The organism is Ectothiorhodospira sp. PHS-1, from assembly GCF_000225005.1.
GTDB lineage: Bacteria > Pseudomonadota > Gammaproteobacteria > Ectothiorhodospirales > Ectothiorhodospiraceae > Ectothiorhodospira.
The window spans coordinates 79,954-92,689 of sequence record NZ_AGBG01000006.1; the positions used below are offsets into that span (position 1 = coordinate 79,954).

The 12,736-nt window shown below is 64.7% G+C and carries 13 protein-coding genes; 5 read left to right on the top strand and 8 right to left on the bottom strand.

Translation table 11 applies throughout. The annotated features are described in order from the left end of the window. The first annotated feature begins 132 nt into the window (after positions 1 to 132). Positions 133 to 417 carry an accessory factor UbiK family protein gene (locus ECTPHS_RS04090; RefSeq protein ID WP_008931420.1) on the top strand — a complete coding sequence of 95 codons (285 nt, stop codon included), beginning with the start codon at positions 133 to 135 and terminating at the stop codon, positions 415 to 417. Positions 418 to 477: 60 nt separating this feature from the next. Here the strand turns inward: ECTPHS_RS04090 and ECTPHS_RS04095 are convergent, their stop codons facing one another. The 4 genes from ECTPHS_RS04095 to ECTPHS_RS04110 form a co-directional block, all read right to left on the bottom strand. Then, complete coding sequence (locus tag ECTPHS_RS04095; protein WP_008931421.1) at positions 478 to 1,080, bottom strand: cytochrome b/b6 domain-containing protein; 603 nt, start codon at positions 1,078 to 1,080, stop codon at positions 478 to 480. Then, positions 1,077 to 2,666, bottom strand: a complete 1,590-nt coding sequence (locus tag ECTPHS_RS04100; RefSeq protein WP_008931422.1) for a tetrathionate reductase family octaheme c-type cytochrome — start codon at positions 2,664 to 2,666, stop codon at positions 1,077 to 1,079. Before ECTPHS_RS04100 ends, ECTPHS_RS04095 begins: the two co-directional genes overlap by 4 nt. 137 nt (positions 2,667 to 2,803) lie before the next feature. After that, complete coding sequence (locus tag ECTPHS_RS04105; protein WP_008931423.1) at positions 2,804 to 3,877, bottom strand: glycosyltransferase family 2 protein; 1,074 nt, start codon at positions 3,875 to 3,877, stop codon at positions 2,804 to 2,806. Between the two features lie 6 nt (positions 3,878 to 3,883). Further along, positions 3,884 to 4,801: a lysylphosphatidylglycerol synthase transmembrane domain-containing protein gene (locus ECTPHS_RS04110; protein ID WP_008931424.1), complete on the bottom strand. Its 918-nt coding sequence runs from the start codon at positions 4,799 to 4,801 to the stop codon at positions 3,884 to 3,886. A gap of 111 nt (positions 4,802 to 4,912) precedes the next feature. Between ECTPHS_RS04110 and ECTPHS_RS04115 the strand changes: the two genes are divergently transcribed. Next, positions 4,913 to 6,493: a glycosyltransferase family 39 protein gene (locus ECTPHS_RS04115; protein WP_008931425.1), complete on the top strand. Its 1,581-nt coding sequence runs from the start codon at positions 4,913 to 4,915 to the stop codon at positions 6,491 to 6,493. Positions 6,494 to 6,559: 66 nt separating this feature from the next. Next, on the top strand, positions 6,560 to 8,080 hold the full coding sequence (locus ECTPHS_RS04120; protein WP_040405110.1) for a YifB family Mg chelatase-like AAA ATPase: 1,521 nt from the start codon (positions 6,560 to 6,562) through the stop codon (positions 8,078 to 8,080). Positions 8,081 to 8,105: 25 nt separating this feature from the next. On the opposite strand, the gene typA is transcribed toward ECTPHS_RS04120, so the two are convergent. Beyond that, the gene (gene typA / locus ECTPHS_RS04125; RefSeq protein WP_008931427.1) at positions 8,106 to 9,926 is read right to left on the bottom strand and encodes a translational GTPase TypA; all 1,821 of its coding nucleotides are present in this window, start codon (positions 9,924 to 9,926) and stop codon (positions 8,106 to 8,108) included. 174 nt (positions 9,927 to 10,100) lie between these two features. Here typA and ECTPHS_RS04130 point away from each other — a divergent pair, with 174 nt between their 5' ends. After that, positions 10,101 to 10,460: a cupin domain-containing protein gene (locus ECTPHS_RS04130; RefSeq protein WP_008931428.1), complete on the top strand. Its 360-nt coding sequence runs from the start codon at positions 10,101 to 10,103 to the stop codon at positions 10,458 to 10,460. On the opposite strand, the gene ECTPHS_RS04135 is transcribed toward ECTPHS_RS04130, so the two are convergent. Both ECTPHS_RS04135 and ECTPHS_RS04140 read right to left on the bottom strand, forming a co-directional pair. Beyond that, positions 10,461 to 10,706, bottom strand: a complete 246-nt coding sequence (locus tag ECTPHS_RS04135) for a YcgL domain-containing protein (RefSeq protein WP_040405112.1) — start codon at positions 10,704 to 10,706, stop codon at positions 10,461 to 10,463. Between the two features lie 143 nt (positions 10,707 to 10,849). Beyond that, positions 10,850 to 11,590 (bottom strand): hypothetical protein, encoded by a 741-nt coding sequence (locus ECTPHS_RS04140; protein WP_008931430.1) that lies wholly within the window; start codon positions 11,588 to 11,590, stop codon positions 10,850 to 10,852. A 130-nt stretch (positions 11,591 to 11,720) separates the two neighbouring features. Here ECTPHS_RS04140 and ECTPHS_RS04145 point away from each other — a divergent pair, with 130 nt between their 5' ends. Continuing rightward, complete coding sequence (locus ECTPHS_RS04145) at positions 11,721 to 12,239, top strand: GspH/FimT family pseudopilin (protein WP_008931431.1); 519 nt, start codon at positions 11,721 to 11,723, stop codon at positions 12,237 to 12,239. Between the two features lie 58 nt (positions 12,240 to 12,297). Here the strand turns inward: ECTPHS_RS04145 and ECTPHS_RS04150 are convergent, their stop codons facing one another. Beyond that, positions 12,298 to 12,627, bottom strand: a complete 330-nt coding sequence (locus tag ECTPHS_RS04150) for a high-potential iron-sulfur protein (RefSeq protein ID WP_008931432.1) — start codon at positions 12,625 to 12,627, stop codon at positions 12,298 to 12,300. Positions 12,628 to 12,736: the final 109 nt, after the last annotated feature.

The window sequence follows — 12,736 nt, forward strand, 5'->3', positions numbered from 1 at the left end:
GCAGGCGCGCCGTTTTGGGCAAATGCACCCCATGAGCGCACCAAAATGGGGCGCCCACCCAGCACTCGCCCATCCCCTACCGGGACGACTAGAATAGGGTTCAATACACAAAAGACCACGGAGGAAACGGCCATGATCGACAGCAAGAGCCTGGATGAGATGGCACGCAAGCTGAGCAGCATGATGCCCGAGTCGGTGCAGCACGTTCAGGCGGATATCGAGAAGAACCTAAAGGCGAGCCTGTCCGGTGCCCTGCAGCGGATGGATCTGGTGACCCGGGAGGAATTCGAGGTGCAGGCCGCCCTGCTGGAGCGCACCCGCGAGCGCCTCTCCGCCATGGAGGCCAGGGTCAAGGCCCTGGAGAAGGAATTCCTGGTCCCCCGCACCCGGGGGGACGACACCGTGGGCGAGGTGTAGCGGCGGCGTTTTCCCCTCCCCCCAACCCCTCTCCCCCAGGGGGAGAGGGGAACCCACCACTCATTTACGCTCCTCCTGATACCCGGTCACCATGGACTTGAGATAGGCATACCAGGGATGACCGGTGGTGGAGGCCATGTAGATGTGGCCGATCAGGAACACCATCAGGGCGAAGGTGGCCGCCACGTGGGCGTAGGCCACCCAGGCCAGGGGCAACAGATCGCCCATGAAGGTTCCCTTCCAGGCGGCATAGGTCAGCAGCAGCAGACCGGATACCCACAACGCCGGTGCAATCGCCGCCTTGAAACCGAAATAGGCCAGTCGCTGCAGCGGATTATGCTTGCTGGACGGTGACGTCACGAAGGGCTTGGCTTCGCCGGAGAAGATCCCGTGGGCGTAGTACAGCATCACCGCCGGCAAGCCCCGGTGGGTGGGCACATACTGGCGCCACTCCCCCGTCACCACATGCCAGAAGATGGCAAAGGCCCACAGACCGATCAGACTCAGGGCCATGACGATATGGACCTTGAGGGCCGTGTCATAGGCCATCAGGCCATGACTGCCGTGCAGTGCCAGCCCGGTGAACAACAGGCCGAAGATCAGGATCGTCTGCGCCCAGTGCCAGAAACGCTCGAACAGCGTGAAGATGCGTACCTTGCTCATGCAGCCCCCCTCATCCGGCGACGGTGGATCAGATAGCGTCCCAGGCCGTGAGCCACCACCGACAGCAGGGTCAGCCATACCGCGAGCCAGCCGAAGGGCTCCCAGGGATGCCGGTCACGGCCGGGGATATAGACCCCCGGCAGATCCGCCAGCCGACCGTCCACGCTGTGGCAGGATTCACAACTCAGGGCATCTTCCCTGGGCGCCACCATGTGATTGACCGGCCAGTACATGCGGGTGTCCACAAATCCGTACTCGCCGCTGAAACCGGCCTCGGTCTGGCCCGTGCGGCGGGCGGTGGCCATGCCCGATGCCAACGCCGCATCCCAGTCGTAACCCCGCCAGAAGGCGTTTTCGTCCCGTCCGAACAGGTGCGCCACCAACAGGGTGTTGTAGTGGGTATCGTAGGGTTGACGCCCCGCCATGATCTTGAAAGGCCAGATTCGGGCGCCGGGCTGCCCCGGTTCCCCCAGGGGCCGGTTCACGGGCACCGGCACGGCGGGATCAATGGGATCCCCCAACAGGGTGTAGTGCATGTTGCCATCGAACCAGCGGTACTCCGGCACCAGATTTTCCTCCCACTGGAAGGCGCCCTTCATGCCGTCATAGACCACCAGACCGTCTTCCATTTCCACCACGGGGCGCCCCTGTTCGTCCCGGCGCCCGGCCACGGACCAGTCCCAGAAGGTCTTGGTGGGCAATCCCCCGCGGGCAATGGTGGGGACGTGGCAGGTCTGGCAGGCAATGAATTCGGCATGCTGGTTGAGCTTGTTGTGGATGCCGGTGTCATGGGGCGCGGCGCCGTGGCAGGACTGACAGGCCGGTCGATCGCTCTCCCGCCCCGGCACCGCAACACCCGCCTCAGGGGCGGCCTTGAGCTGGTAGCGGCTGCCCTGCTGGATATGACCGGTGAATTCATGGCAGGTGGCACAGGAAAAATTCAGGCCGTCGGGATCCATGTGCACATCCACATGGCGAGGTGGCGCCAGCAGGGAGCTGTCCAGATCGCCGTGCTTGACCGCGTCGCCCCCGCCCCCTTCAAAGTGGCAGGTGCCACAGGTTTCCCGGCTGGATCGACCCACATGGCGGGCCACATGGGCCAGATCCGGGGCCTTGAACATCCGGCCGCGGAACGGGGTGTCCTGGTAAGGCGGATGCCCCGCCCCGGTGGGAAATTTCACATAGGTGCCCGTGGTGTCGTGACAGACCAGGCAGTCCACACGGTCCTGGGCGGTGAAGTCGAAATGCTCGTCCTCCCAACCGTAGCCCACGTGGCAACTGCTGCAGCGCTCATGACTGCCGGCAATGCCCAGGCACAGATTGTTCAGAGCAAACCGCTTGCCCAGGGTCTGGCCGGTTTCCGGCTGCTCGAAGCGCCAGGTCCAGTGGATGCTGCGGTGAACCTGCAGCGCGGCTTCCGTGTGGCATTCCAGACAGGCCCGGGTGACTTCCGGGCCACTCTGGAACGGACCGGCCAGTTGCTCGAACTTGCGGTGATCCGCCGTGGAGGACAAGGATGTCTCCGCGGGCAGGGCGGGGATCTCGTCGGCCGGTATCTGCAAGGGGAGCAGTACCAGCGAAAGCATGAGAAGACCTGAGCGTATCGACACGTGTCACTCCGGGACGTGAATGGAAAACCGGAGATCATTAGCAGGCACTAATAATCTAAAGTGAGTGTGACACAACCTCCACGCCTGCGTCCTTGATAATCATCAGGACGCCCTCAGCCGGGCCGGCGCCAGTCATCACCGGCGGCATCCTCGCGGTTGCGTTCACGCACCACATAGGAGCGGATCCGCCCCGACTCGAAATAGGTCCGCGCCATCAGTTCGCTCAGCACCCCGGTGGTGAGCAGCTGCACCGAGACCAGCACGCACATCACCCCCACGAACAACAGCGGCCGGGTGCCGATATCCGCCTGCAACAGCACCTTGATCAGCAGCAGATAGCCCAGAATGGCCGAGCCCAGGGCACCAAAGAACAGGCCGATGGAACCGAAGAAGTGCCCAGGGCGCGCCTTGTAGCGCATGAAGAAGTACACCGACAAAAGGTCCAGAATCACCCGGAAGGTGCGGGAGATCCCGTACTTGGAGTCGCCATGGGCACGGGGGTGGTGGGTCACCACGTGCTCGCGGATGCGCCGCGGCGAGGTCTGGGTGGCGAACCAGGCGGGGATGAAGCGATGCATCTCGCCGTAGAGACGGACCCCCTTGAGAACCTGGGCCCGGAACACCTTGAGGCTGCAACCGTAGTCGTGCAGGTTCACCTTGGTGGTCCAGCGGATCAGCCTGTTGGCGATGCGGGACGGTACCTTGCGTTTCCACAGATCGTCATGGCGGTCCTTGCGCCAGCCCGCCACCATGTCCAGATCCTCGTCCAGCAGTCGGCGCACCATGACGGGGATATCCGCCGGATCGTTCTGCAGGTCGCCATCCAGGGTGGCGATGACGCTGCCGCGGGCATGGTCGATCCCCGCCTGCATGGCCGCGGTCTGGCCGAAATTGCGCTGCAACGTGAGTACCCGCACATGGCGCCCATACTGTTCCCGGGCCGCCAGCATGCGGTCCGGCGTGGCGTCGGCACTGCCGTCATCCACCAGCACCACCTCCCAGGGCATGGGCAAATCACCCAGGGCCTCATGGATACGGGCCACCAGAGGGGCCACGTTGTCCTCCTCGTTGTACATGGGAATGACCAGGGACAGGCTCAGGGCCTCCTCGGTGCGGTAGACGGCGTAGCCCTGATCATCGGTGACGGCCTGGGCCGCCACGGCATCGCCTTCGGGTTTGACGGACATGATTCTCTATTTCTCTTCGTTGGCCGCCGGCAGCCAGGGCAACAACAGCCCGCCGGCAAGCGTGGATCCAAGCAGGAAAAGATGCAGGTTGACGGCACCCACCAGGGCCTGTTCCGCCGACACGCCGAAAGGCAGCAGGGCCGCCATCACACCGGCTTCATAGGTACCGGCCCCGCCGACCCCGTGTACCGGCAGGACACTGGTCAGATCACCGGCAATGACCGCCAGCCACAGGGCGGCGGCGGGGGCCTCCAGGAACAGGGCCAGCACCCAGACAAAGACGGCCAGTTTGACGCTCCAGTTCAGCGCCGTCCAGGCCCAGGCACGCCAGAAGTCCCGGGGAGAGGACGGCAAGGCCTCCAGGGCCCGCAGGACCCAGTCCCCCCATCGCCCCCGGACACGCGGCACCAGCCAGTGTCGCAGCAGGGGCGAGACGCGGCGCACCAGCGGCAGGCCCGACAACCACAGCACCGTGGCCGCCAGGGCCGCCGGCCATCCCACCAGCCAGGTACCGACCGCCGCCAGGCCGAAGGCGGCGAGCACATGCAGGTCCATGAGGCGAAACCAGAGCAGCACCGGCACGGAATGCACCGCCGGTACCTGGAAGTAGCGTGCCATCAACACCGGAAAGCTCAACTCGCCGGTACGCATGGGCAGCAGATTGTTGAGCAGATTGTGAATCAGCGTCAGGCGCAGACAGGCCGGGAAACGGCCCCGCATCGCCGACCGGTAAAAGTCATAGACCCGCCAGGCACGCAGGGCATAGGTGAGCAGGGTGAGCAGACCGGCCACCAGCAAGGCCATCGGCGACAGATCCCGCCAGGGCGCCAGGATGCCCCCCCAACCGTAGAAGACTTCCACCAACCCGACAAAGACCAGGAAGATGGCGATGGAAACGAGGGTTCTGGCGCGAGGCCTCAACATCCGGAAATATCCCAACACACCCGCCACCCATCGACAAAGCAAAACCCTGCCGCCGACACCACGACCGGGTTACACTGCGCACATTCCATCCAAGCCCCGCAAGCCGACATCGTGCCACGCATCCATACCTATTACCCGACGGACCTGCAGGAACTGTCACCCCGCATCCTCTGGGCCTTCCTGACGGCGGCCCTGTTCACGGCCTTCTTCTACAACCTGCACGGCGTGCCGCTATTCGACCTGGACGAAGGGGCGTTCAGTGAAGCGACCCGGGACATGCTGGCCCGGGGTGACTTCATCGCCACTTACCTCTATGGCGAGCCGCGGTATGATAAGCCTATCCTGATTTACTGGCTACAGGCCCTGAGCGTGAGCGCCTTCGGGCTCAACGAACTGGCCCTGCGACTGCCCTCGGCCCTCGCCGCCACCGGCTGGATGCTGCTGATATTCGCCTTCGTGCAGCGGGTCTGTGACCGTCATACCGCCCTGGCGGCCGCCATCATCGGCGCCACGTCCCTGGGGGTGATCATCATCGGCAAGGCGGCCATCGCCGATGCCGCCCTGCATCTGTTCATCGTCGGCGCCATGTTCGCCATCTACCTGCATTTCAAGGAAGGCGGGGTTCGCTGGGTCTATCTGGCATTCCTGTGCATGGGCCTGGGCTTTCTGACCAAGGGACCGGTGGCGGTGGTGATCCCGCTGGCGGTCAGCCTGATCTTCTATGGTCTCAAGGGCGAGTGGCGGTCCTGGCTGCGAGCGGCCTTCAATCCCCTGGGGATCATGCTGTTCCTGCTCATCGTGCTGCCCTGGTATCTGGCCATCACCTGGCGGGAAGGGCCGGGGTTCCTGATGGGCTTTTTCCTGGAGCACAACCTGGGCCGTTTCCAGGCCCCCATGCATGGCCATGCCGGTCCCTTCTACTTTTATTTGCCGGTGCTGCTGGTGGCCCTGCTGCCCTATACCACGGTGCTGATCCGGACCCTGTGGGAAGTGAGGGAGAGCTTCCGCGAGGACCTGCACGGGTATCTGCTGACCTGGTTCCTGTTCGTGCTGGTGCTGTTCTCGGCGGCCGGCACCAAACTGCCCCATTACATCTTCTACGGCATCACCCCTCTGTTCATCCTGATGGCCCTGCACCTGGACCGGGTCCGCAGCCGGTTCTGGCTGTTCCTGCCCCCGGCCCTGCTGTTTGCCGGGCTGCTGGCCTTGCCCCATCTGGTGGACCTGATCAAGCCCCATCTGGACGACCCCTTCATTCTCGCCCTGCTGACGGACCACCATGTGCATTTCGGCCCCCTCTGGCATGCCTTCTTCGTCATCGCCCTGGCTGCCTGCCTGTTCTTCATGCTGGATCGACGCATCCAGCGCGGCTATCGCCTGTTCCTGATCGGCCTGACCCTGAACGTGGGCGTGGCCGGGCTCCTGCTGCCAGCGGTGGCCGGTGTACAGCAGTCCCCCATCCGCGATGCCGGCCTGGCGGCCAGGGATCTGCCGGAAACGGTGGTGATGTGGCGCCTGAACAACCCCAGTTTCAGCATCTATGCCAACCGGGGCGTGGAGCGGCGCATGCCGGAGCCGGGAGAAGTGGCGGTCACCAAGGAGGACTCCCTGGCGCGCCTGGAGCACCACCACTATGAAGTGCTGCATGCGCGCAACGGGGTGATCCTGGTACGGATACTCGAAGCCCCATAGAGGTGCCGGGGATGCCGACTTTGGGTTATAGTCCGACGATCAAGGACGAGCCCCATGGAAGGACCCATGCACCTTGCCGTCATCCGCAGCCGAGCCCAGTTGGGCATCCAGGCGCCCTCGGTACACATTGAAGTCCATCTGGCCAACGGCCTGCCCAGCTTTGCGATGGTGGGCCTGCCGGAAGTGGCCGTGAAGGAAAGCCGCGACCGGGTCCGGGCCGCCATCCAGACCAGCGGCTTCGAATTCCCCGCCCGCCGCATCACCGTCAACCTGGCACCGGCGGACCTGCCCAAGGAGGGCGGTCGCTTCGACCTGGGGATCGCCCTGGGCATTCTGGCGGCCTCCGGACAGGTCCCTCTCAAGGCCTGCAACGGTTTGGAATTCCTGGGAGAACTGGGCCTGACCGGTGAACTGCGCCCGGTGCGCGGCGTACTGCCCGCGGCCATGGCGGCGGCGCGGGCGCAGCGAACCCTGGTGCTGTCACGGGGCGATGCGGACGAGGCGGTGCTGGTGGACGGTGTGGTCGTGATACCGGCGGACCATCTGCTGGAAGTCTGTGCCCACCTGCGCGACGAAGCGCCCCTCTCCCCCCATACGCGGATCCCCTCGACCACGGATGACCCGGCCACGCAACCGGATCTGACGGATGTGCGCGGCCAGCCCCAGGCCCGCCGTGCCCTGGAGGCCGCCGCCACCGGCGGCCATCACCTGCTGATGATAGGGCCACCCGGCACCGGCAAGACCATGCTGGCCAGCCGCCTACCGGGGCTGCTGCCGCCCATGAGCGAAACCGAAGCCCTGGAAACCGCGGCCCTGCATGCCATCAGTCACCACGGCATCGACCCCGCCCGATGGCGTATCCGTCCCTTCCGCACCCCCCATCACACCTGTTCGGGGATTGCGCTGGTGGGTGGCGGCTCACGCCCCAAACCCGGAGAGATCTCCCTCGCCCACAACGGCATTCTGTTCCTGGACGAACTGGCGGAGTTCGACCGCAAGGCTTTGGACGTGCTGCGTGAACCCCTGGAGACCGGCCGCATTTCCATCTCCCGCGCCGCCCGGCAGGCGGAGTTTCCGGCCCGCTTCCAGCTGGTGGCGGCGATGAATCCCTGCCCCCAGGGCTATGACTGCGACCTGGGACCCCACTGCCGCTGCACCCCGGAACAGCGTCGGCGACACCGGGGGCGCATCTCGGCCCCGCTGCTGGACCGGATCGACCTGTCCATCGAGGTGCCCCGGCTGCCGCGGGATGTGCTGATGGATCCGGGACCGCCCCCGGAATCCACCGAGCAGGTCAGGTCGAGGGTGGCCGCTTGCCGGGACCGGCAGATGGCACGACAGGGAAAACTGAACGCGGCCCTGTCCGGGCGGGAGACGGAAGGCGTCTGCGCGCTGGCCCCGGCCCACCAACAGTTGCTGGAAACGGCCATGGACCGTTTCAGGCTCTCGGCTCGGGCCTATCACCGCATCCTGCGGGTCGCCCGTACCCTGGCGGACATGGATGGGGCGCCCCGGATCGAGGCGCCCCACCTGATGGAAGCCCTGAGCTACCGGGCCATGGACCGCTGGCGGGCCAGCGAGGCCTGAGCATTCACGGCCGGGGCCGGGCGACTCAGCCGCCGCTGGCCCGGGAGGCGCGCTTGCGCTCGTGCTCCAGCAACAGCTTCTTGCGCACCCGGATCGCCTTGGGGGTGACTTCCACCAGCTCATCGTCCTCGATGAATTCCAGGGCCTGCTCCAGGGACAGGCGCAGGGGCGGGGTCAGGATGATGTTCTCATCGGAACCGGCGGCGCGGATGTTGGTGAGCTGCTTGGCCTTGAGGGGGTTCACCACCAGGTCGTTGTCCCGGGTGTGGATGCCGATGACCATGCCCTCATAGACCTCTTCACCGGGGCCGATGAACATGCGGCCACGCTCCTGAAGGTTGAACAGGGCGAAGCCCAGGGCCTTGCCGTTGCCGTTGGCGATCAGTACCCCGTTGTTGCGGGGGGCCACCGCGCCGGCGCGGAACTCGCCGTAACTGTCGAACACATGATGCAGGATGCCGGTGCCGGAGGTGGCGGTCAGGAATTCGGTCTGGAAACCGATCAGGCCACGGGAAGGCACCCGGTAGTCCAGACGCACCCGGCCCTTGCCGTCGGGAATCATGTCCAGCAGTTCGCCGCGGCGGCTGCCCAGCTTTTCCATGATGCCGCCCTGGTGCTGCTCTTCCACGTCCACCGTCACCATCTCATAGGGCTCCTCCTTGACCCCGTCGCGGGTGCGCACGATGACTTCCGGGCGGGACACGCCCAGTTCGTAGCCCTCGCGGCGCATGTTCTCGATCAGGATGGACAGGTGCAACTCACCCCGGCCGGACACCCGGAACTTGTCCGGATCGTCGGTTTCTTCCACCCGCAGGGCCACATTGTGCTTGAGCTCCTCCATCAGACGCTCGCGCAGGTTGCGGGAGGTGACGTACTTGCCGTCACGTCCGGCGAAGGGCGAGGTGTTGACCTGGAAGGTCATGCTCACGGTGGGCTCGTCCACCGTCAGGGCCTTGAGGGGTTCCACCGCGGCCGGGTCGCAAATGGTATCGGAGATATAGAGTTCATCCATGCCGGTGAAGGCGATGATGTCACCGGCACGGGCCTCGGGGACTTCCATGCGATCCAGCCCCCGGAAGCCCAGGATCTGGAGCACGCGCCCGTTACGCACGTTGCTTTCCCGGTCCATGACCTTGACGGCGGTATTGGTCCTGATCTTGCCGCGGGTGATGCGACCGATCCCGATCAGGCCCTGATAGGAGTTGTAATCCAGTGAGGACACCTGCATCTGGAACGGACCTTCCGGGTCCACGGTGGGAGGCGGCACCTTGTCGACAACGGTCTGGAACAAAGGATCCATGTTGCCGTCGGTCACACCCGGCTCCAGGCCGGCGAAACCCTTGAGGGCGGAGCAATACACCACGGGGAAGTCGAGTTGTTCCTCGCTGGCGCCCAGGCGGTCGAAGAGATCGAAAATCTGATCCACCACCCAGTCGGGACGGGCGCCGGGGCGGTCGATCTTGTTCACCACCACGATCGGGCGAAAGCCCATGGCGAAGGCCTTGGCGGTGACGAATCGGGTCTGGGGCATGGGGCCGTCGACCGCATCCACCAGCAACAGCACGGAATCCACCATGGACAGCACCCGCTCCACCTCACCACCGAAATCAGCGTGGCCGGGGGTATCCACCACGTTGATCCGGTAGCCGTTCCACTCCAGGGCGGTGTTTTTGGCCAGGATGGTGATACCCCGCTCCTTCTCCAGCGCGTTGGAGTCCATCATCCGCTCCACCACCTGTGCCCGGGCGTCCAGGGTCCCCGAATGCTGCAGCAGCTTGTCCACGAGAGTGGTCTTGCCATGGTCCACGTGGGCGATGATGGCGATGTTGCGAAGCTTGTCGGTCATGGGGAAAACGGCCTGCCGCCGGGGGATTGTTGGGCAAAGGGGGCGAGGATTATACAGCCCGATGGGTTGCGCGGATACGGCAAGACCATGGATTATCCGCGCGAAAACGGGTATTCCATGGGGAAATTGGGCATCATGAGGCCCTGCAACCCCCTGTGAACAGGAGGCCTTCCCATGAAGACCCGTTATCAGGACATTGCCCCCTATCAGACGCTGGACGGATCGGAAATCCGTGAACTCATGCATCCCCGCCTGAATGGGGAAGGTGCGCTGAGCCTGGCGGAAGCCCTGGTCCAGCCCGGCGCCTGTACCCGCCTGCACCGCCACATGCAGACCGAGGAACACTATCACTTCACCCAGGGCGAAGGAATGATGTATCTGGGAGATCAGGCCTTCCCGGTCAATGCGGGAGATACGGTCAGGATACCGCCCGGGGCCGCCCACAAGGTCCGGAATACCGGTGATGTGCCCCTGCGCATCCTGTGTGCCTGCGCGCCCCCCTATCGCCATGAGGACACGCAGGTTCTGGACTGATCAGGCCGGCGTCTCGTTCTCCGCCGGCATCTGCAGATGAAACCCCCGGCTTCTGAGGTTTTCCATTACCTGGGCGGCATCCTCCCGGGCCAGCCTGCGCTCGGGGGTCAGCTCGAATTCCAGGGCAAACACCGGCGCGCCGAACACCCTCATCAGGGCCTCCGGCAGGGATGAAAAATCATCCTTGGCGGGCAGGTAGAGATAGGTATCCTGCTTGCGGCTACTGCGATAGACGTAGCATGGCATGCCTTGGGTGTCGTGACTCAAACCATCTTCTCCTTCGCTCAAGCATCAATACGTCGGCAATCATACGTTGGCAATCCCGCAACCGCCCGTCATTCCCCCCGCATCTGACCCGGCACAAATTCCCCGCAAACCACGACAAGGACTCAATCCGCCTCGAAGACCACGTCAGGCTCATCGGACGGGGGCTGCACTTCAGCCGGCGGCGGTAACCGGGGCGCGGCGCCCACCCGGTCCCAGACCTCCATGCGCTGGATATCCCGGCGCCGGTACTCGAAGGCCACGTGCCCGCCCATGACGACCTGCTGCAGGTAGAGACTGGTGGGGGTGGTCGCAATCAGATTGCCCTCCCGAACCATCCCGTCACCCAGCACCAGTCGCATGCGCGCGCCCTCAAGTCGGGACAGCTCAGCCGGCAGGGCCGTGCGATAGGCCCTGGGCGCGGGATCGGCCTCCAGCCGGAAACTGGAAGCCGGCGGCAGGGGTTGGACCGGTGCAAAGGGGTCGTACTCGGCAATCTCCAGCGGTTGTCCGATGTCTTCCTCGATCCGACGGATCAGGGCCTGATTGGGTAACTCCACATCCCAGGGGCGGGTGACGGGCATCTGGATTTCCACCCCCACGCCGAACCGATCCAGGGTTTGCTCCACGGTCCGATCCGCACCACCGTACAGGGCTCCACCGAGTACCAGCAGCCCCATCACCGACACCAGAAAGCCGGTCCGGGCCCGACGCCAGTGCAACAACACGAAGGCCAGCGAGACAATAGGGACAAGATTGATCACGCCCCAGATGAATTCCCGGCGAAATCCGGCCCGGACCACCAGCAGGTAACCCAGGAGCACCAGTGCCGACCCTGCCAGCAGGGCGCCGTCCAGTACGGTCATGCGCAGACCCTCGAACCGCCACTTAATCGCAGGATTATAACAGCGCCCATAACGGCCATCGTCGCTTGTCCCTACCACCCGCCCGGGTTAAGCTGCCGATCAGCGGTCAGAACCTCAAGGAGAGAGGCACATGTCCAGGGAATACGGCCTGACACTCACCGAACTGCTCATCACGCTCGCCGTTGCCGCGGTGCTTGCCACCCTTGCCATCCCCGGTTTTGCGGGCATGGTGCGGGAGCAGCAGTTGATCACCACCACCAACACCTTCATCAGTGCCCTCCACACGGCCCGCTGGGAAGCCGTGAAGCGGGGTCACCACGCCCTGCTCTGCCCGTCCACGGACGGCCTGCAATGTACCGACACCACCTATACGGAAGGCTGGATCGTCGGCGTGGTGGAACACCCGGTCACCGGATCGGTGATTCAACCCAACACGGTCATTCGTCATTTCGGCCCCGTGCCCGCGTCGGTGACCATCCACACCAACGGCACGATGGGGGAGTACATCGCCTATCGCAACGATGGTCAGACCCGTCGTCTGAACGGCGCGCTGCAGATGGGGTCGGTGTGGCTATGCCATGGGGAGACGGGGCGGCGAATCGTCATCAGCCGAACCGGACGGGCGAGAGTGGAAATCACGTCCTGCTGACGGAAGCAGGCTTGCCGGAACCGCCCGGACCTTCGGCCGGGCGGTTCCTGTCGGGGATTTAACGGGCCACCCAGGCGGTGCACCAGCCGTTGGCGGACACCAGTTTGCCGGGGAACACGGAGCAAGGACCCCAGTCCTGGGCGCTGGCATCACTGTACAACAGGCAGTTCAGGCAGGTCTGCCCTTCCTCATAGGCGGGATGGCCAGCCGCAGCGGAGGCATCATGCACGTAGTTCAGGGCCTGAGCAGCGGGATCATCCTCGCTCAGGCGCTCCATGGCCTTGGCCGTCGTGGTCCAGCCCAGGCCTGCCACCGGCACGGCCAGCAGGCCATAACTGCCGAACTTCAGAAAACGGCGCCGACTCAGGGTATTATCGCGATCGTTCATCGTCTCTTCTCCTGTGTGTTCGTCGTGTCAGTCTCGCAGCATGCCCCTGGCATTCGAGTCCTGCGCCGGTCCCTGATATTCTGTCGTCCCACCTTGGCAGCGCAGGCTT